Here is a 20,229-nt window from a genome sequence, read left to right as displayed (position 1 = left end):
GGCATGCACCTCCTGCAATGCGGTTTTCCCTAAAGACACCGGGCGCTGACCGCTCATCTGTTCGTGAACGAACAGCGGCCTGTGGATGACAGCCCCGCCAAGAGACCTTAGATAGTTGCCATGGCTGACGAAGGAGATGCAGACCATGCGGAACCTTGTTGTACTCGGGCTGGTGCTTGCCGCTGCCACGCCTCTCTCCGCGCAAAGTGAGAAGGCGGCACGCTGCGAGACCTCGGCCAAGATGGTCATGGAAGCGGTGCAGGCGCGTAAGGACGGAATTCCCCTCAAGCGGACCGAGCGCGAACTGCGCCGGGCGCTCGACCGCGACACCGGCGCCTCTCTGGCGCAATGGATCTACGGCCTGCCCGAGAAGGATCTGACCCTCGATGTGGGCCGGAAGTGGGAGCAGGAGTGCCTCGCGCAGTGAGCGCGCAGACCTGAAAGGCACCGACGTCGAGCTTCCGCGCGGCGCCGGAGTCCGCTATCCGCAACGAATGATGAAATCCCGGGTCGAGTCGCATGGACTCGGCCCCGTTGTGCATTGATACTCCGAGCATGAGTCTTCCACCCGGTTTCCTCGACGAGTTGCGCACGCGCACGAGCCTTTCGCAGGTCGTGGGCCGCAAGGTCATGTGGGACAGTCGGAAATCGAACCAGGCCAAGGGCGACATGTGGGCGCCCTGCCCGTTCCACCAGGAAAAGTCGGCCTCCTTCCACGTCGATGACCGCAAGGGATTCTACTACTGCTTCGGCTGTCACGCGAAAGGCGATGCTATTTCCTTCATCCGCGAGAGCGAGAACGTCGACTTCATGGAAGCCGTCGAGATCCTCGCCCGCGAGGCCGGCATGCCGATGCCCGCGCGCGATCCGCAGGCGGCGCAGAAGGCCGACCGCCGCAGCCAGCTCGCCGAGGTGATGGAACAGGCGCTGCGTTTCTTCCGGATGCAGCTGCGCACCGGCGCAGCCTCCGAGGCGCGCGGCTATCTCGAGCGGCGCGGCCTCAAGCAGGACGTGCAGGACCGCTTCGAGCTGGGCTTCGCGCCCGCCGGGTGGCAGGGCCTTTGGGATCACCTGCGCGGACAGGGCGTGGCCGAGGAGCTGATCCTCGGTGCCGGGCTGGCCAAGCCCTCGGATAAGGGCCGCGCGCCCTATGACGTCTTCCGCAACCGCATCATGTTCCCGATCCGCGACGGCCGCGGCCGCGCCATCGCCTTCGGCGGGCGGGCGATGGACCCGCGCGACAACGCCAAATACCTCAACTCGCCCGAGACCGAGCTCTTCGACAAGGGCCGCAACCTCTACAACCACGCGCCCGCGCGCGAGGCGGCAGGCAAGGGCCAGCCGCTGATCGTCGCCGAAGGCTACATGGACGTGATCGCGCTCAGCGAGGCCGGCTTCGAGGCCTCGGTCGCGCCGCTCGGCACGGCGGTGACCGAGCACCAGCTCGCCCTGCTGTGGCGCATCGCCGACGAGCCGGTGATCGCCCTCGACGGCGACAAGGCCGGGCTGCGCGCCGCCTACCGGGTGATCGATCTTGCCCTGCCGCTGCTGGTGCCCGGCAAGGGGCTGCGCTTTGCCGTCATGCCCGAGGGGCAGGATCCCGATGACCTGCTGCGCGCCAAGGGGCCGCAGGCGGTGAAGGCAGTGCTCGACCAGGCGCTGCCCATGGTGCAGCTGCTCTGGCGGCGCGAGACCGAGGGCAAGGTCTTCGACAGCCCCGAGCGCAAGGCCGCGCTCGACGCCACGCTGCGCGCCGCGATCAAGCGCGTCCAGCACCCCGATCTGCGCCGCCACTACGGCGACGAGATCAAGGACCTCCGCTGGCAGCTCTTCCGCGGCAAGCGCGGCGGCAACAGCGGCAGCGGGTTTTCCGGCGGCTCCGGCCAGTACAGCCCGTTCCGCAGTGGCAAGCGCACACAGAAATGGGGCCAGGCGGTTCCCATCGCGCCGAGCGCCTCGGCCAAGTCATCGCTGCTGGTCGCCGCCGGCGAGGAAGGCACCACCCGCCTGCGCGAGGATGTCATCCTTGCAGTGCTGCTGCGCTACCCGGCGCTGATGGCGGAATTCGAGGGACCGCTGGAAACCCTGCCCTGCCGGGATCCGTCCCACGCGGCGCTGCGCAGCCTGCTGCTGTCGGGCATCACCGACGACCCCGAGGCGCTGCAGGACGAGGCAATGCAGAGAATCGGCCCCGAGGCCCTTGATTCCCTGCTCGCGGCACGCCATGTGGCTGTCGTACCCTGCCTGCGACATTTCGGTGACACCGAGCTCGCCCGCCTCACGGTGGCCGAGGAGTTCGCGAAGATCGCCGCTCAGGCCGGGCTCGTGGCCGAACTCGCCGAGGCTTTGGAGGATATGGAAAGCCTTGCGGACGAAGCCCTTACCTGGCGCCTGGGTCAGGCAGCACAGGCACGCAACCAGGCGGTGATGAACCGCTCGGAGGATGACGTGGAATTCGACGTGGGCGCCAATGGTGCCCGCATGGACAAGGAAGAACGCAGCGCCTTCGACGCGCTGCTACAGCAGATTCGCTTTTCCAAGGGTCAGAACTAGATGGCCATTTAGGGAAACTGGAGGAAAAACCGGTAGACGGGTGGCCGAATCAAACGATTCCCCCCATGATTCGCAAAATCGAATCACTTCACTTGCGCGAGTGCCGGCCAGAACCGGCCCCTCCCTTTGACGGAGCACTTCATGGCAGCCAAAGACAACGACGACGCCAAGCCGGAATCTCAGGACGACGCACATAGCCTCGACATGAGCCAGGCCGCGGTCAAGAAGATGATCGCCGAGGCGCGCGAGCGTGGCTTTATCACCTACGACCAGCTGAACCAGGTTCTGCCGCCCGATCAGGTCAGCTCCGACCAGATCGAAGACGTGATGTCGATGCTCTCCGAAATGGGCATCCAGGTCACCGAAGAGGACGAGGAATCCGAGGACGGCGACGACAAGAACAAGGGCTCGACCGATCTCGTGGACGCCTCGCGCGGCCGCGATGTCGCCGTGTCGTCGGGGGGGCACCGAGAAGCTCGACCGCACCGACGACCCGGTGCGCATGTACCTGCGCGAGATGGGCTCGGTCGAACTGCTCTCGCGCGAGGGCGAGATCGCCATCGCCAAGCGCATCGAGGCCGGCCGCAACACGATGATCGCGGGCCTCTGCGAAAGCCCGCTGACCTTCCAGGCGATCACCATCTGGCGCGAGGAACTCCTCGGCGAGGAAATCCTCCTGCGCGACGTGATCGACCTCGAGGCGACCTTTGGCAACCAGCTCGACGAGGATGGCGAGATTGACGAGCCCGTGGTCGGCGCCGGCGGCGACGCCACGGCGCAGAAGCAGCGCAGCAACGAGCCCGAGCTCGACGCCGACGGCAACCCGCTGCGCCGCGACGACGACGAGGACGAGGATGACCAGGCCAACATGTCGCTGGCCGCGATGGAGACCGCGCTGAAGCCGCGCGTGCTCGAAACCCTCGACACGATCGCCGCTGACTACGAGACCCTGTCGGAGATGCAGGACGCCCGGATCAGCGCCACGCTGAACGAGGACGGCTCCTTCTCGGCCGAGGACGAGGTGCAGTACCAGCGCGTGCGCTCCGAGATCGTCGTGCTGGTGAACGGGCTTCACCTGCACAACAACCGGATCGAGGCGCTGATCGACCAGCTCTACGGCATCAACAAGCGCATCATGATGATCGACAGCTCGATGGTGAAGCTGGCCGACCAAGCCCGCATCAACCGCCGCGAGTTCATCGACGAATACCGTGGCCGCGAGCTTGATCCGAACTGGATGGACCACATGGCGGCCAAGGACGGCCGCGGCTGGCAGATGTTCATCGAGCGCTTCTCGGACAAGGCGGAAGAGCTTCGCGCCGACATGGCACAGGTCGGCCAGTACGTCGGCCTCGACATCTCCGAGTTCCGCCGCATCGTCCAGCAGGTGCAGAAGGGCGAAAAGGAAGCACGGCAGGCGAAGAAGGAAATGGTCGAGGCCAACCTGCGCCTCGTGATCTCCATCGCCAAGAAGTACACGAACCGCGGTTTGCAGTTCCTCGACCTCATCCAAGAAGGCAACATCGGCCTGATGAAGGCCGTGGACAAGTTCGAGTACCGCCGCGGCTACAAGTTCTCGACCTATGCGACCTGGTGGATCCGCCAGGCGATCACCCGCTCGATTGCCGACCAGGCACGGACCATCCGTATCCCGGTGCACATGATCGAGACGATCAACAAGCTGGTCCGCACCGGCCGCCAGATGCTGCACGAGATCGGCCGCGAGCCGACCCCGGAAGAGCTGGCGGAAAAGCTGCAGATGCCGCTCGAGAAGGTCCGCAAGGTGATGAAGATCGCCAAAGAGCCGATCTCGCTCGAAACGCCGATCGGCGACGAGGAAGACAGCCAGCTCGGCGATTTCATCGAGGACAAGAACGCCATCCTGCCGCTCGACTCGGCGATCCAGGAGAACCTCAAGGAGACCACCACCCGCGTGCTCTCCTCGCTCACCCCGCGGGAGGAACGGGTTCTGCGGATGCGCTTCGGCATCGGCATGAACACCGACCACACGCTGGAAGAGGTTGGCCAGCAGTTCTCGGTGACGCGCGAGCGGATCCGTCAGATCGAGGCCAAGGCGCTGCGCAAGCTCAAGCACCCGTCGCGGTCGCGCAAGCTGCGCTCCTTCCTCGACCAGTAAGCGCGGGGGAACGCTCATGTCCTTCTGGTCTCGGCTCTTCGGCGGTGGCCCCGGCCCCGCCAAGACAGAACCGCAGGTGGAAGCCGTCGAATACAACGGCTTCCGCATCTTCCCCGCGCCGCAGCCGGCAGACGGTCAGTTCCGCATCGCCGCCCGCATCGAGGGCGAGGTGAACGGCGAGACCAAGGTGCACGAGCTGATCCGCGCCGACGTCATCCGCGACCACGGCGAGGCTGTCGAGGCCTCGATCCGCAAGGCCAGGCAGATGATCGACGAGCAGGGCGCCCGGCTCTTCGGCTGAGCCCCGCCCCCTGACTGCCCTGACTGCGAAACGCCGCCCTCCTGGGCGGCGTTTCCCATTGCGACCCAGCACCCCCGGCGACGCCCTTTCTTCTAGGTCCAAATATCCCGGGGGAGTCGCGCGCAGCGCGGCGGGGGCAGAGCCCCCCCTTCGCGGCCTTCCCCAGTGCGCCCCTACATCCCGTAGTCCGCGACCATGCGCGCCAGCCCGTCGTCCAGCGACACCCGCGGTGCCCAGTCCAGCACACGCCGCGCGCGCGAGATATCCAGCACGCTCGATTTGACCTCCAGCGCCGAGGGCTCGCTCACGAGATTGAGCTGCCGCCCGGTCGCCCTCTCCATCTTCGCGATGAGCGCGTTCAGCGAACAGCCCTCCCCCGCGCCGAGGTTGAGCCGGGTCACCGGCCCCGGCAGCGGAGTCGTCACCACCCGCGCCACCGCGTCGCAAAAGTCATCCATGTGCAGGTAATCACGCGAGGTCTCGCCGCTGCCATAGACGGTGAAGGGGGCGCCGCCAGCCAGCGCATCCAGCAGCAGCCGCATCACCCCGCGCTCGCGTCCCGGCATCGCCGTGCCGTAGGGGTTGCCGAGCCGCAGGATCGTCAGGCGAAAACCGTGCTGCGCGGCGAGGAACAGCAGCGCCTCCTCCATTGCCAGCTTGTGCAGCGCGTAATAGCCCTTGGGTTGCGGCTCGCGGTTCTCGGGGATCGGCAGATCCTCGGTGTCGCCGTAAACCGCCGCGGTCGACAGGTAGACAAAGTGCCCGCGCCAGCCGCGCGCCGCCAGCGCCTCGACGAAATCTGTCTGAGGCAGGGTGATCTCCTGCGCCAACTCACCGATCGATCCGAAGCGCCGCCGCGCGTCCGACAGGCCCGCGCAATGTACGATCGTGGCCGCCGCGTCGCCCGGCGCCAGCCAGCCCGGGTGCAGCGCGTCGCTCACCCGCACATGCGGCAGGGCCGGCGACCCTTCGGGCAGCGCGCTGCGGGAGATGCCGGTGACCGGCAGGCCCGCCGCGTCGAGCGCGCGCAGGATCTCGAAGCCGAGCACGCCGGCGCATCCGGTCACATAGGTCTGCGTCGCCATCTTTGTGCCCCTGCCATTTTCAACCAATCCGCCTCCCTTTCGGGATAGTGCCGCGGCGACACTACGGCAAGCCGTGACGCGGCATTTCCGCGCCACCGCGGGGCGACCGCGCGGGTCAGCGGTCGCCCCGTCAACCATGAGCGCTAAATCACCCGGAACGCTGACCTTATTGCCGCTGCGCCTAGCCGCAGCACTTCCGCTGCGTTAAGGTGTCCGCATGGTTTCGAGAAAGGACAGTTCATTGCGCCCTCGGCACACGTTTATTTCCCTGAGCCTCGCCCTGAGCCTCGCCGCCCTGCCGGCCTCAGCCTTCGAAACGCTCAGCTTCGCATTTCCGGAGCTCGACCAGGACATCCAGGACCAGATCACCACCTATTCGGCGCTGGTGCGGGCCAAGACCGACGGCAAGACCGAGGGGCCGGACGTGCTTGCCGCGGCGCTGCAGGACTACGGAATCATCGTCGAGACGCTCTATTCCAACGGCTACTACGGGCCCGAGGTCTCGATCCGCATCGACGGGCGCGAGGCGGCGGACATCCCGCTGCTCACCACGCCGCAATCGGTGAACCGGGTCGACGTGCTGGTCAAGCGCGGCCCCAGCTTCCGCTTCGGGCGCACCAGCGTGGCACCGCTGGCCCCGGGGACCGAGCTGCCCTCGGACTTCAAGACCCGCGACCGCGCCCGTGCCAGCACCATCAGCAGCGCCGCGCAGGCGGCCGTCGACGGCTGGCGCAACGCCGGCTACCCCAAGGCCGAGTTGACCCGAGAGGATGTCACCGCCAACCACGTGAGCCGCTACGTCGATGTCGACCTCGGCGTCACCACCGGCCCGCGGCTGCGCTTCGGCAAGCTGCTGAACGTAGGCAAGAGCGACGTGCGCGGCAGCGCCCGACGCCGTATCGCCGGGCTGCCCACCGGAGAGATCTACGACCCCCAAGAGGTCAATGACGCGGTCGACCGGCTCACCCGCACCGGCACCTTCGCCACGGTCACCCTGCGCGAAAAGGATGTTCCCAACGCCGACGGCACGCTCGACTACACGCTGCAGGTCGTCGACTCCAAGCCGCGCCGCGTTGGCGCAGGCGCCGAGATCAGCTCGCTCGAGGGCCTGTCGCTCACCGGCTACTGGCTGCACCGCAACATCCTCGGCGGTGCCGAACGGCTGCGCTTCGATGCCTCGATCACCGACATCACCGATCAGGCCGATACGCTCGATTACACGCTCACCGGGCGGCTCGACGTCCCCGCCGTCATCGGACCGGAGACCAACGGCTACTTCGAGACCGAGCTGCAGCACCTGCAGGAACCGAACTACGATCTCGACAGCATCGAGCTGACCCTCGGCATCACCCGCCAGCTCACCGACCATCTCTATACCGAGATCGGCGTCGGCTATCTCTATTCCGAAACCACGGACGACCTCGGCGAGCGCACCTTCGAGCTGCTGACCCTGCCGATGAAGGCCGAATACGACCGCCGCGACAACGAGTTCGACCCGAGGCACGGCTTTTACATGCTGGCCGAGGCGACGCCCTTCCTGAACCTGCGCGACGATCCCAACGGCGCGCGGCTCTACGGTGATTTCCGCGGCTACCTCGCGCTTGGCGCACGCGAGCGCTCGGTGCTGGCCGGGCGGGTGATGCTGGGCTCGGTCGTCGGCCCCGACATCGACGAAACCCCGCCCGATTACCTCTTCTACTCCGGCGGCGCCGGTACCGTCCGCGGTCAGCCCTACCAGTCGCTGGCCATCGACCTCGGCGACGGCGACACCATCGGCGGCCGCAGCTTCGCGGGCCTCTCGGCCGAGTTCCGGCAGGATATCGGCGAAAGCCTCGGCGCAGTGGTCTTCTATGACGCGGGCTACGTCGGGCGCGACAGCACCCCGGGCGGCGATGACGGCGAATGGCACGCCGGCGCTGGTCTCGGCGTGCGCTACAAGACGGGCATCGGCCCGCTGCGCTTCGACGTCGCCATGCCCGCCGGCGGCGACACCGGCGACGGCGTTCAGATTTACCTCGGGATAGGACAGGCGTTTTGACCCTTCTCAAGCGATTTTTCATGTTGCTGCTCCTGCCGCTCTTTCTGGCGGCGCCGCCTGCGCTGGCGCAGGAGGAAGACGAGGACAGCGGCGGCTTTCTTGAACGGTTGATCGAGGATTCCCTCTCGGGCGCCGGGCGCGACGTGCGCATCATCGGCTTTCGCGGTGCACTGAGCTCCGAGGCGACGCTGGAGCGGATGACCATCTCGGATTCCGAGGGCGTCTGGCTCACGCTGGAGAATGCCAAGTTGAACTGGCGCCGCACGGCGCTTCTGCGCGGCGCGCTGGTGGTCAACGAGCTGAGCGCCGAGCGGCTCGCGATAGCCCGCGCCCCGGTCACCGAGGGCGAGGCCCCTGCCCCCGAGGCCTCGGGTGATTTCGCGCTGCCCGACCTTCCGGTCTCGGTTGACGTCGGCGCGCTGAAGATCGCCCGGGTCGAGCTGGGCGCCCCGCTGATGGGCGAGGAGATCGCGCTAGAGGTCGAGGGCTCGGCCAAGCTCGCGGATGGCGAGGGCAATGCCGACATCTCGGTGAATCGCCTGGACGGGCCGCAGGATTCGCTGACCCTCGCGGGCAGTTATGCCAACGAAAGCGGCACACTGAACATCGACCTCGCGCTCGAAGAGGAGAGCGGCGGCATCGTCGGCACCAAGCTCGGCCTGCCCGGAGCGCCCTCGCTGGCGCTCACGGTTAAGGGCGACGGCGTGCTCGACGATTTCACCGCCGACCTGCAACTCGCCACCGACGGCGAGGAACGGCTCGGCGGCCAGGTCACGCTGAAGGGCAGCTCCGAGGCCGGGCGCCAGTTTTCCGCCGATCTGTCGGGCGATCTGCGCCCGCTGCTGCCAGAGGAACACCGCGACTTCTTCGGCCCCGAGCAGAGCCTGCAGGTCTCGGGCCTGCAGGGCTCGGACGGCACGCTCGATCTGGAAAAGCTGGACCTGCAGACCGCCATGGTCGCGCTCACCGGCACCGCCCGCATTGGTGCCGACGGCTGGCCCGAGCTGATGCAGATCGACGGCAAGATCGCCTCGGACGACGGCAGCCCGGTGCGGCTCGCCATGTCCGGCGACGTGACCATGGTCGACACCGCCACGCTGACGCTCGATTTCGACGCATCGCAGGGCGAGGCTTTCAGTCTCGACGTGGTGGCCGAGGGCATCGACCGGCCCGACATGTCCATAGAACGGGCCGACATCGCCGGACGCGGCACCATCCGCCGCAGCTCCGGCGCGTCCCTGCCCGGCGGGGTCGAGGCGCAGCTCACCTTCGACGCCTCGGGGCTCGACTTCGCCGACGCCTCCATGGCCGACGCCGCGGGCGAGGAGCTGAAGGGCGTGATGCAGATCGATTGGCAGGCGGGTGATCCGCTCTACCTGCGCCAGATCGATTTCGGCGGCGCGGGGGTCTCGCTCGCCGGAGACGTGACCTTCTCCGGCCTCGGCAACAGCGGCAACATCATCATCGAGCCCGATCTCAGCGTGAAGGCCGCGGACATCAGCCGTTTCTCGGGCCTTGCCAAGCGCGAGTTGGGAGGCGATGCCGATCTTGCGGTGAAGGGCTCGGTAGAGCCGGTCGCAGGCCGCTTCGATATCACCGCGCAGGGCCGCACGCTGGACTTGAAGACCGGCATCCCGCAGGCAGACGGCCTGCTCGAGGGTCAGATCGAGCTTTTCGCCTCGGCCGTGCGCAACGAGGAAGGCACCGAATTGCGCCGCCTCGATCTCTCGGGCGAAGGGATCAAGGCGGTCGCCGAGGCCAAGCTGCAGACCGGCGGCAGCACCGGCACCTTCGACATCTCGATCCCGGACGTCTCTAGGGTGCAGGACGGGCTCTCGGGCGCTGTACAAGTCTCCGGCACGCTCGACGAGACCCCCGAGGCCTATCATCTCGACATCGAGGGCAGCGCGCCCGGCGGCACCGACCTTGACGGTCTGGTCACCGCGACCAAGCTCGAAGGCGGTGCCATCGGCACCATCCGCTTCGAGGGCGATGCGGCGGCACAGGACCTCGCGGCCTATGCCCCGCTTGCCGGAAAACCGCTGGCGGGCGGCGTCGATCTCAAGACCGACGTCACCTACACGCTCGACGGTGGCGCCATCGACGCCGTGCTGGACGGCACCTTGAACAACGTCGAAACCGGCATCGCGCAGGTGGACGGGCTACTCACCGGCACCGTCGATCTCGATGCCTCGGTGGCCTACGACGGCGATCTGGCGCAGATCCGCCAGCTCACGGTGAACGGTCAGGCGGTGCAGGTCTCGGCCGAGGGCGAGGTCTATACCGCCGCCCTGCTCGGCGGCACACCCACGTCGGGCGCGGGCCAGAGCAACGCCAGCTTCGACATCTCCCTGCCCGACATGTCGCTGATTCAACCTGAGATCACCGGCCCCGCGCATGTCACCGGCACGCTGAAGGAGGAAGGCAATGCCTACCTCCTCGACCTCGACGCCTCGGCCCCGGGCGATGTCCGCATCACCGGCAAGGCCAGCGCCGAGAAACTCGCCGACGGCAGCCTCGGCACGGTCACCTTCGACGGCGATGTCGCCGCCTCGGACCTGTCGATCTACGAGCCGCTCGCAGGCAGACCTCTGGCAGGCGGGCTGAACCTGACCGCCGATGTCTCCTACGACATGGCCACCGGCGCCGCCGACGCAGTGCTCGACGGCACCACCCGCGATCTCGGGACCGGCATCGCGCAGGTCGACGGGCTGCTGACCGGCACGGTCGATCTCGACGCCTCGGTCGCCTATGACGGCGATCTTGTGCAGATCCGCCAGCTCGACGTGAATGGCCAGGCCATCAAGGTCACCGCGACGGGCGACGTCTACACCGCCGCGCTGCTCGGCAAGGAGCCCTCGGCCGAGAGCGGGCTCAGCAACGCCAGCTTCGACATCTCGCTTCCCGACATGTCGCTGATCCAGCCCGGCGTCACCGGCGGTGCCCAGCTCAGGGGCACGCTGCAGGAGAGCGACAGCGCCTATCAACTCGACTTCACCGGCTCCGGCCCGGGCGAGGCCAGCGCGCAGGGCCGCGTCACCGCCGAGAAACTCGGCGGCGGCAAGCTCGGTGCGGTGGGCTTCGACGGCACCGCCTCGGTCGCCTCTTTGGGCGCCTATGCACCGCTGGTCGGCCAGCCGCTCTCGGGCGGGGTGAATTTCGATGGCAATGTCGCCTACAACCTCGAGGACGGCAGTCTCTCGGCGGACGGGCGGCTCGACACCCGCGCGCTTGCGCTCGGCATCCCCACCGTCGACCAGCTGGTCGGCGGCGACGGCAGCGCCGTGGTGCAACTGAGCCGCGATGCGGACGGTGCGCTGACCGTGCAGCAGCTCGAGGTGCAGACGCGCGAGATCACCGCCACCGCCAATGGCACCTATGGCGCCGGTGACAGCAGCATCACCTACAACGTGGCGCTGCGTGATCTGGGACTTCTGGTTCCCCAGCTTCCGGGCCGCGCCACCGCCGAAGGCACGCTGACCCAGAACGGCGGGCAGTACCAGGTGCAGAGCAACCTCACCGCCCCCGGCGGCACGAGGGCGCAGGTCTCGGGCAGCATCGCGCAGGACTTCGGCAGCGCCAACGTGGCGATCACCGGAAACGCGCCGCTGGAACTGGCCAACCAGGTCGCCTCGCCCAACCTGATGTCCGGCATGGCGAATTTCGACATGCGGCTGAACGGGCCGCTGGCGCTGAACTCCCTGTCCGGCAACGTCACGGTCAATGGCGCGCGGGTCATCGTGCCCACCGCCGGGCTCGAGTTCACCGGGCTCAACCTCAACGCCAATATCTCTGGCGGGCAGACCAACCTGACCGCCTCGACGGCGCTGGCCACCGGCGGGCGGATCAACGTCGATGGCACCATTGGCATGAGCGGCGACTTCCCCGCCAACCTCAGCATCGCGCTCGACAACCTCGTGCTCGAGGACCGGCGGCTCTACCAGGTGCAGCTCGGCGGCAACGTGACGATCTCGGGGCCGCTGCTCACCGGCCCGGCGATCGGCGGCGATATCCTCATCGACAACGCCGAAATCCGTATCCCCGAAACCGGGCTCGGGCCGGGCAGCCATGGATTCGTGCTGACCCATGTCTCCGAGCCCTTCGGCTCGCATGTAACCCGGATCCGCGCCGGGATAGTCGACGATGAGAAGCAAAGCAGCGGCTCGGCCTACTCGCTGCCGCTCGACCTGGTGATCCGGGCGCCTCAGCAGATCTTCGTGCGTGGCCGTGGCCTCGACATGGAGCTCGGCGGCGCGCTGCGCATCACCGGCAGCTCCACCGACGTGATCCCGCAGGGGCGCTTCGACCTGATCCGCGGCCGGCTCGACATCCTCGGCCAGCGGCTCACGCTGGATCGCGCAACCATGGCGCTCACCGGCGAGTTCATCCCGACGCTGGACATCGCGGCCACGTCGGAAGTCGAAAGCACCACGGTGACCGTCAGCATCACCGGGCTTGCCACCGAGCCCGACGTCGAGTTCACCTCGGATCCCTCACGCCCCGAGGAAGAGGTGCTGGCGCTGCTGCTCTTCGGCCGCGACCTCACCGAGATCTCGGGCTTCCAGGCGCTGCAGATCGCAGCGGCGGTCAACACGCTCGCCGGGCGCGGCTCTGGCGCGGTGGACGGGCTGAGAAAGAACCTCGGGCTGGACGATCTCGACGTGACGACCAACGACGAGGGCCAAGCGGGGCTGCGGCTCGGCAAGTACATCTCGGAGGACATCTACACCGACGTCGAGGTCGACTCCGGCGGCGGCAGCGCGGTCAACCTCAACATCAAGATCACCCCCAGCCTCAAGGCCAAGGGCAGCGTGACCTCGGAGGGCGACAGCACCATCGGCATCTATTACGAGCACGACTACTAAGGCGCGCGTTTCCCGCGATAGACGAAGGGCCCCTTGTGGGGCCCTTTGCATTTCGGCGAATGACATAGGATCTGTCGCGTTCCGCGACGCCTTCCCTCATGGCCAGACGGGTGCCCCCTCCAACCCAGCGGTTTCCGGCAGCCCGAAAATCAGGTTCGCATTCTGCACCGCGTGACCGGCGGCCCCCTTGCCGAGATTGTCGACCGCTCCCATCGCAATCACCAGATCGCGCTGTGGATCCGCCGCGTAGCTGACGAAAGACAGGTTCGAACCGGTCGCCCACTTCGTCTGCGGCGGCCGGTCGGTGACCCGCACGAAGGGGCGCTCGGCGTAGAAGTTCCGGGCCGCCTCCATGCATTGCTCCGTGGTGGCGCTGCCGCGGCAGTAGATGGTGACCAGCACGCCGCGTGTCATCGGTACGAGATGGGGCGTGAACACCAGCCCGGCGGCGCTGCCGGCGCCGAGCCGCTCGATCGTCGTCACCATCTCGGGCATGTGGACGTGTTTCAACAGGCCGTAGGGCTGCAGGTTCTCGTTGCTCTGGGCGTAGCCGAAGCTGCCACCGCCGCCCCGGCCTGCCCCGGAGATGCCAGTCTTGGCGTCGATCACGATATTGCCCGGCGCGATCAGCCCGGTCGCCAGCAGCGGCGCCAGCGCGTTTAGCGTCGCAGCCGGAAAACAGCCGGGGTTGGCCACCCGGCTGCGCCCCCTGATCTGCTCCGGCCAGACGTCGGCAAGGCCATAAATCCACCCCGGCGCGTAGCGGTGGTCCCCGCCGATGTCGACGATCTTGACCCGCTCGGGGACTGCCGCCAGCGCCTCGGCCGAGGCGCCCGTGGGCAGCGATGCGAACAGCAGGTCAAGATCGGGCAGCGCCTCAGGATCCCATTTCTCGATAACCAGCCCGGCGAGCGCCTGCGGAACGCCGGGGAAGCGGTCTACGAGACGGCTGCCGGCGCTACCTTCGCCCGCCGCGTAGACAAGGTCGAATGACGGGTGGCTCGCGATCAGGCGCAGCGCCTCGCCACCGCCGAAACCGCTGATGCCGACAATGCCGGTACGAATGCTCATGCTGTGTCCTTCCAGAGTGCGGAATACAAAAGCCCCCGGAGCCGAGGGCTGCGGGGGTTCAGGAACGCGGGTCGGAGGGGCTCCGGCGGGCGGTATCTGCCTGGTGGGGCTACCGCGCCAAGGAACGCTGATCGACGCGCAGCCCGAAGAGCCGCCGCAGGGAGCTGCGGCGTCGGCGTCGATCAAAGAGGGTTGGGTTCCCAAACATGACTGGCAGAAATGTCGTCAAGATCACGTGCGGTCAAGTGAAATATGGGCTACGCCGTCGTGCGCGCAGGCGCACCAAGGGGCCGGAAGCGACAAGCGCCCCGGCGTCCCGGGGCGCTCACTTGAGGCAGTCTGCGTCGGTTCAGAGCCCCAGCGCGGTCTCGACCTCGGCCAGCGTCACCGCACCCGGCACGGCGCCTTCGCGCACCAGCCGGGCGGCGAGCGCGGTGAACCAGTCGTTCCCCGGGGTGGCCACGCCGTGCAGCCGGCCCAGCAGCGAGACTTCGCCGTTCAGGTAGTCGGTCTCGACCGAGCCGGCCCCGCGCGCGAGGCTCTGCGCCGTGGAGCTGCCGACCCGGGTCACCCCCGGCACCTCGACGATCTTCAGTTGGGCCGCGCGTTTGTCGTCGTCCTCGGCGGGGTCGGACCAGGCGATACCCGCGCTGGCAAAGACCGCCTCGGCCTCGGCCTTGAGAGCGGCGACAACCGTCTTGCTGTCGACCCCTTCGCCAAGCGCCGCACCTACGATATTGCCGAGGTTCATCAGCAGCTTGCCGTATTTGCGATCCATCACCGCCGCGCGCGTGGCCGAGGGGAAGCCCGCCGCCTCCAGACACGCCACGAGCGCGGAATCCGCAGCGTCGCAGCCCGAGGGATACCGCCCGACATCGAACGAGCCGATACAGGGGGCGCCGTAGCAGACCACCTCGCCCGGCTGCACGAAATCGGCGGGCAACATCACCGTCACGCCGTGCACGTTGGGGAAGTAGCGCAATGCCAGCCGCTCGTTCTCGACGCCGTTCTGGAAGCAGAAGACGTGCTGGTCCCGCAGCCCCGCGTCGCGCAGCTGCATGAGCGCGGCCTCGGTGTGCTGGGTCTTCACGCAAAGGAAGATCACGTCGTCCGCGCGCAGCTGCGCCTCGGCGGGGCTGGCCACGCAGGGGAAGCCGGCCTGCAGCGCACCCTCGGGCGTCAGCAGGGTCAGCCCGCCGCTGCGGAGCGCCTCGAGCTGCGCACCGCGCGCGATGCCCAGCACCTCCTGCCCGGCAAGGGTCAGCTTGACCGCCAGCGTGCCGCCGACCGCCCCGACGCCGAGGATGACGATGCGGCTCATGACACCGCCTCCGGCAGCGGCAGCCCGCCGATCTTGGCCAGCAGCGAGACGATCTCGTCGACGCCCTTGCCGTGCTTGACCTGCGCGAAGACGAAGGGCTTGCCCGCGCGCATCCGCGTGGCGTCGCGCTCCATCACCTCGAGCGAGGCACCCACATAGGGCGCGAGGTCGGTCTTGTTGATCACGAGGATGTCCGACTTGGTGATCGCCGGGCCACCCTTGCGCGGGATTTCCTCGCCCGCGGCGGTGTCGATCACGTAGATCGTCACGTCGGCCAGCTCGGGCGAGAAGGTGGCCGAGAGGTTGTCGCCGCCGCTCTCGATCAGGATCAGGTCGAGGTCGGGGAAAGTCTCGTTCAGTTCGGCAATGGCGGCGAGGTTGATCGACGCATCCTCGCGGATCGCCGTATGCGGGCAGCCGCCTGTCTCGACACCCTTGATGCGGTCGAGCGGCAGGATCTGCTGGCGCATCAGCTCCTCGGCGTCCTCGCGTGTGTAGATGTCATTGGTCACCACGGCCATCGACAGCCGGTCGCGCAGGGCACGGGCGAGCGCCGCGGTGAGGGTGGTCTTGCCGGCGCCCACGGGGCCGCCGAGGCCGACGCGGAGGGGTCCGTTGGGGGAAGTCATGTCGTCTCCGTCAGGTGTCAGGATCTGAAGATGCGGGAATAGAGCGCCTCGTGGCGCTGGCTGGCAATGTCCGAGAGCGGGGAGAAGGTGCCGATCTCGTCGAGCGACGCGCCTATCGCCTGAGCCGCGAGCGCCTCACAGAGCGGCGAGAGCGCGCGGATCACCCCCTGCCCCTCGGTCTGACCGAGCGGGATGAGGCGGATCCCGGCGGCGGCAAGGTTCGAGGCGAAGGCCAGCAGGTAGAGCTGCAGCGCGGTCAGCAGCGGCAGCTCGAGCGCGCGCACCGCCTGCCCCACCGCGACGGAATAGGGGGCGGGCAGGATGTCAACCTGCCAGAGGTCGCGCACCGTGCCCGCAAAGGCCTCGCCCTGCTTGACGGTCTCGAGCCTCCGCTCCGCCGACGGCGTCAGCGCCGTAGCCAGTTCCGCCAGTTCGGCGGCGTCGGCGCCCCGCGCCACATGTGCCAGCAGCACCGCATCGCTCCAGCCCGCGCCGTGGCGCAGCACCGCCTCGAGCCAGCCCTGCAGCTGCGCGGCGGTGGTGACGCGCCCCTCCTGCACCAGCGTCTCGAGCCCGTGCGAATAGGCAAAGGCGCCCACCGGGAAGGAAGGCGAGAAGAGCTGGTGCAGCGTCAGCAGCGGATCAGTGGTCATGCGTGTGCGCGGGACCGTGGGAATGGGAGTGCGAATGGGTGTGATCGTGGTCGTGCGCATGATCGTGGTCGTGACCATGGGCATGGCTGTGCGCATGCGAGTGGCTGTGCGCCTGCGCTTCGGGACCGTGGGAATGCGAATGATCGTGGCCATGGGTGCGGCCATGGCCATAGGCGCCGCCCTCGGGAGTGAAGGGCTCAAGCACCTCCTCCACCGTCGCGCCGACATGGGCGAGCATGTTGCGGATCACGTGGTCGCGCTGGATCAGCAGCCGCGTTGCCTCGATCTGGCAGGGGGTGTGGCGGTTGCCGATGTGCCAGGCGAGGCGCGGCAATTCGTCCCCGCTTACCGCGAGCAGCGGCTCGGCGGCGGCCTCGACGCGCACCGCGCGGCCGTCAGTCAGCACGAAGGCGTCGCCCTGGTCGAGGCTTTCGGTATGCGCGAGATCGACGAGGAAGCTCTCGCCCTGGTCGCTCTTCAGCACCTTGCGGCGCAGGAAGCGGTCCTCGTAGCTGAGCGTCACGCTCAGGGTCGTCTCGTGGCAAGAACCCTTGCGGGCAATCTCGTGGGACACGGACAGGCTGGTCGAGGGGGCTGTCATGGGGAAGGCTCCGGGATCGTCTGGATTGCGCCAGCACCCTCGGACCAACCGCCGGAAAAGGCAAGGCCACGCGCCGGGATCACCGGGGCGTGGCCTTGGCGTGCCGAGTTCTGCAGCACAAGCGCCGCGTTGGGAACTCAGAGGTAGAAGACGTCCTGGAAGACGTGACGCGCGATGTCTTCGCGACGGATGCCGCGCTCGGCGAGTTGCTCGTCCGACAGGCGCTGCAGGGCTTCGATCTTGCGCAGACGCGGGTTTGCTTCACCCATGGCGACGAGGCCGTTGCCGATGGCGGCGAAGAAGCGCGAGAAGAACGGTGCCTGTTCGGTGCGTGCGGATGCAGTCAGAAATGCCATTTGGAAACCTATCCTAGCGTTTGAGTTCGTTGCGTTGGTTTTGGTTTCCTCCCTTGACACCCAAGATAGGTCACGCACCCGGGAACAACAAATGCTGCATGTGCATAGCTGGCTCCCCAGACACGCAGAGATCACAGATAATTATATTACCCAGCGGGCACATCTGGTTTAGCAAAATTATTAGGCGCTCAAATCAGCGGCGCTTTGAGAAGAATTCTCCGGAAAAACCCTGTGAGATACGTCGTTTAGCCACAGGCTGCCATGCATGAGAGGGGACGCTGCCGAATTTCCGGGCGTCTCTCGGCACGCGCCACCGTGCCACGACATGCGCCTGGTTCAGGCCTCGGGCGCCGTGGACGGCCCTGCGACTCACCTCTGAATGCCAAGACGCCGGCCCGCTGAAACGGACCGGCACCTTTCCTTAGATGCCCAAGTCGGACGGCCTGCGCGGCTCAGTAGAGGAAGTAGCGCTGCGCCATCGGCAGCTCCTTGGCGGGCTCGCAGGTCAGCAATTCGCCGTTGGCCCGCACCTCGTAGGTCTCGGGGTTCACCTCGACATGCGGCAGCGCGTCGTTGAGGATCAGGTCCTTCTTGCCGATGCCGCGGGTGTTCTTCACCGCCAGCGTCTGCTTGGCGATGCCGAGCCGGTCGCGCAGCCCGTCGGCCTGCGCCGCCTCCGACACGAAGATCACCGCCGAGTTCTCGACCGAACGGCCATAGGCGCCCCACATCGGGCGGGTATAGACCGGCTGCGGCGTCGGGATCGAGGCGTTGGGATCACCCATCTGCGCGCAGACGATGGTGCCGCCCATCAGCACCATCTCAGGCTTCACGCCGAAGAAGGCCGGGTTCCACAGCACTAGGTCGGCGCGCTTGCCCTCCTCGATCGAGCCGATGTGCTGGCTGATGCCATGCGCGATGGCCGGGTTGATCGTGTATTTGGCGATGTAGCGGCGGACGCGGAAGTTGTCGTTGTCGCCCTGCTCCTCGGCGAGCTTGCCGCGCTGCTTCTTCATCTTGTCGGCGGTCTGCCAGGTGCGGATGATCACTTCGCCGACGCGGCCCATGGCCTGACTGTCCGAGGCGATGATCGAGAAGGCGCCCATGTCGTGCAGGATGTCCTCGGCGGCGATGGTCTCGCGGCGGATGCGGCTCTCGGCAAAGGCGACGTCCTCGGGGATCGACTTGTCGAGGTGGTGACAGACCATCAGCATGTCGAGGTGTTCCTCGAGCGTGTTCTGCGTGTAGGGCCGGGTGGGGTTCGTGGACGACGGAAGCACGAACTCCTCACCGCAGATCTTGATGATGTCGGGGGCGTGGCCGCCGCCTGCCCCCTCGGTGTGGAAGGCGTGGATGGTGCGGCCCTTCATCGCCGCGACGGTGTTTTCGACGAAGCCGCTCTCGTTCAGCGTGTCGGTGTGGATCATCACCTGCACGTCCATGGCATCGGCGACCGACAGGCAGGTGTCGATCGTTGCGGGCGTGGTGCCCCAGTCCTCATGCAGCTTGAGGCAGCAGGCACCGCCCTTGATCTGTTCCTCCAGAGCGGCGGGCAGCGAGGCGTTGCCCTTGCCGGCAAAGGCGAGGTTCATCGGGAAGGCATCGGCGGCCTGCATCATCCGGCCGAGGTGCCAGGGCCCCGGCGTACAGGTGGTGGCCAGCGTGCCATGCGCCGGGCCGGTGCCGCCGCCGAGCATGGTGGTCAGCCCCGAGTGCAGCGCGTCCTCGATCTGCTGCGGGCAGATGAAGTGGATGTGGCTGTCCATGCCGCCGGCGGTGAGGATGCGCCCCTCGCCCGCGATCGCCTCGGTGCCGGGGCCGACGATGATGTTGACGCCCGGCTGGGTGTCGGGATTGCCCGCCTTGCCAATCTTCGCGATGCGCCCGTCCCTGAGGCCCACGTCCGCCTTGTAGATGCCGGTATGGTCGACGATCAGCGCATTGGTGATCACCGTGTCCACGGCGCCCTCGGCGCGAGTGTACTGCGACTGGCCCATGCCGTCGCGGATCACCTTGCCGCCGCCGAATTTCACCTCTTCCCCGTAGAGCGCGCGATTGCCCCCACCGGCAAGCGAAGCGGTGAGGTCGCGCTCGACCTCGATGATGAGGTCGGTGTCTGCAAGCCGCACCTTGTCCCCGGTGGTGGGGCCGAACATGGCGGCGTAGTCGCGGCGGGAAATCGTTGCGGGCATTCGGATCGTCCTCGGGTTGGTCAGTTCGGCAAGAGCGCGCGCAGGTCTTCGCTGCGGCGCTGGGTTAATCGGGTCAGGCAGCTCACGTGGATCAGCGGCTGGATCGAGCCGCCCTCGTAGGGGGCGGCCTCGGCCAGGCAGGCGGCGTCGCGGAACGGGATCCAGGCGCGCTGCGCGGTGCGGACCTGGGCCATCACGTCGTCGGAGGCGGCAGCCTTGAGCTGGCCGTAGACCGCGTTGAGCTCGGCGTCGGCAGCCTCGTATTCCTCGCCACGGCATTCGCGCATCTCGACCGTGGTGGCGGCATCGCTGCAGGCAGCGCGGGCCGGATCGGCCAGAAGCAGCGCGGGCGCGGCCAAACATGCAAGACCGACCATGCGAATTTTCTTTGTGCGTTTATCGAACGGGAGTACCGTCCGCTTTACTC

At 67.5% G+C, this 20,229-nt stretch carries 14 protein-coding genes and 1 pseudogene; 6 read left to right on the top strand and 9 right to left on the bottom strand.

What is annotated here, in order from left to right; translation table 11 throughout:
* Positions 1–145: 145 nt before the first annotated feature.
* The 4 genes and pseudogenes from CLG85_RS07885 to CLG85_RS07870 all read left to right on the top strand — a co-directional run bounded on the left by CLG85_RS07885 (position 146) and on the right by CLG85_RS07870 (position 4,991).
* Entirely contained in the window at positions 146–427 is a 282-nt protein-coding gene (locus tag CLG85_RS07885; RefSeq protein WP_095882855.1) for a hypothetical protein, read from the top strand.
* Positions 428–555: 128 nt separating this feature from the next.
* On the top strand, positions 556–2,553 hold the full coding sequence (gene dnaG / locus CLG85_RS07880) for a DNA primase (RefSeq protein ID WP_095882851.1): 1,998 nt from the start codon (positions 556–558) through the stop codon (positions 2,551–2,553).
* A gap of 141 nt (positions 2,554–2,694) precedes the next feature.
* Positions 2,695–4,690: pseudogene (gene rpoD, locus CLG85_RS07875) on the top strand (RNA polymerase sigma factor RpoD).
* 16 nt (positions 4,691–4,706) lie between these two features.
* Positions 4,707–4,991: an HlyU family transcriptional regulator gene (locus CLG85_RS07870; protein ID WP_095882853.1), complete on the top strand. Its 285-nt coding sequence runs from the start codon at positions 4,707–4,709 to the stop codon at positions 4,989–4,991.
* A 173-nt stretch (positions 4,992–5,164) separates the two neighbouring features.
* Here the strand turns inward: CLG85_RS07870 and CLG85_RS07865 are convergent, their stop codons facing one another.
* Positions 5,165–6,076 (bottom strand): NAD-dependent epimerase/dehydratase family protein, encoded by a 912-nt coding sequence (locus tag CLG85_RS07865; RefSeq protein ID WP_260348675.1) that lies wholly within the window; start codon positions 6,074–6,076, stop codon positions 5,165–5,167.
* A gap of 217 nt (positions 6,077–6,293) precedes the next feature.
* On the opposite strand from CLG85_RS07865, the gene CLG85_RS07860 reads away from it, so the two are divergent.
* A complete protein-coding gene (locus CLG85_RS07860) occupies positions 6,294–8,114 on the top strand; it encodes an autotransporter assembly complex protein TamA (RefSeq protein ID WP_095883653.1) in 1,821 nt (606 codons plus the stop codon).
* Positions 8,115–8,134: 20 nt separating this feature from the next.
* Entirely contained in the window at positions 8,135–12,979 is a 4,845-nt protein-coding gene (locus CLG85_RS07855) for a translocation/assembly module TamB domain-containing protein (protein WP_095883658.1), read from the top strand.
* Positions 12,980–13,075: 96 nt separating this feature from the next.
* Here the strand turns inward: CLG85_RS07855 and argC are convergent, their stop codons facing one another.
* From argC to CLG85_RS07815, 8 genes are all read right to left on the bottom strand, one after another.
* Positions 13,076–14,050, bottom strand: coding sequence for an N-acetyl-gamma-glutamyl-phosphate reductase (argC, locus tag CLG85_RS07850; protein WP_095883654.1), 975 nt, complete (start codon positions 14,048–14,050; stop codon positions 13,076–13,078).
* A gap of 349 nt (positions 14,051–14,399) precedes the next feature.
* A complete protein-coding gene (locus CLG85_RS07845; protein ID WP_095883655.1) occupies positions 14,400–15,371 on the bottom strand; it encodes a ketopantoate reductase family protein in 972 nt (323 codons plus the stop codon).
* Positions 15,368–16,000: an urease accessory protein UreG gene (ureG, locus tag CLG85_RS07840; protein ID WP_095883656.1), complete on the bottom strand. Its 633-nt coding sequence runs from the start codon at positions 15,998–16,000 to the stop codon at positions 15,368–15,370. The genes CLG85_RS07845 and ureG overlap by 4 nt, the downstream gene beginning before the upstream one ends.
* A 17-nt stretch (positions 16,001–16,017) precedes the next feature.
* On the bottom strand, positions 16,018–16,653 hold the full coding sequence (locus CLG85_RS07835; protein ID WP_260348674.1) for an urease accessory protein UreF: 636 nt from the start codon (positions 16,651–16,653) through the stop codon (positions 16,018–16,020).
* Positions 16,643–17,254: an urease accessory protein UreE gene (locus CLG85_RS07830; RefSeq protein WP_095884255.1), complete on the bottom strand. Its 612-nt coding sequence runs from the start codon at positions 17,252–17,254 to the stop codon at positions 16,643–16,645. The genes CLG85_RS07835 and CLG85_RS07830 overlap by 11 nt, the downstream gene beginning before the upstream one ends.
* Before the next feature lie 137 nt (positions 17,255–17,391).
* The gene (locus tag CLG85_RS07825; RefSeq protein WP_092425344.1) at positions 17,392–17,610 is read right to left on the bottom strand and encodes a DUF1127 domain-containing protein; all 219 of its coding nucleotides are present in this window, start codon (positions 17,608–17,610) and stop codon (positions 17,392–17,394) included.
* Positions 17,611–18,062: 452 nt separating this feature from the next.
* Positions 18,063–19,802: an urease subunit alpha gene (gene ureC / locus CLG85_RS07820; RefSeq protein WP_095884254.1), complete on the bottom strand. Its 1,740-nt coding sequence runs from the start codon at positions 19,800–19,802 to the stop codon at positions 18,063–18,065.
* 20 nt (positions 19,803–19,822) lie between these two features.
* Positions 19,823–20,179 carry a lysozyme inhibitor LprI family protein gene (locus tag CLG85_RS07815; protein WP_176476734.1) on the bottom strand — a complete coding sequence of 119 codons (357 nt, stop codon included), beginning with the start codon at positions 20,177–20,179 and terminating at the stop codon, positions 19,823–19,825.
* Positions 20,180–20,229: the final 50 nt, after the last annotated feature.

This window comes from Alloyangia mangrovi (genome assembly GCF_002300555.2).
In the GTDB taxonomy this organism is placed as follows: domain Bacteria; phylum Pseudomonadota; class Alphaproteobacteria; order Rhodobacterales; family Rhodobacteraceae; genus Salipiger; species Salipiger mangrovi.
Note: the sequence above shows the minus strand (reverse complement) of the source record. Positions and strands in the feature narration are given on the sequence as shown.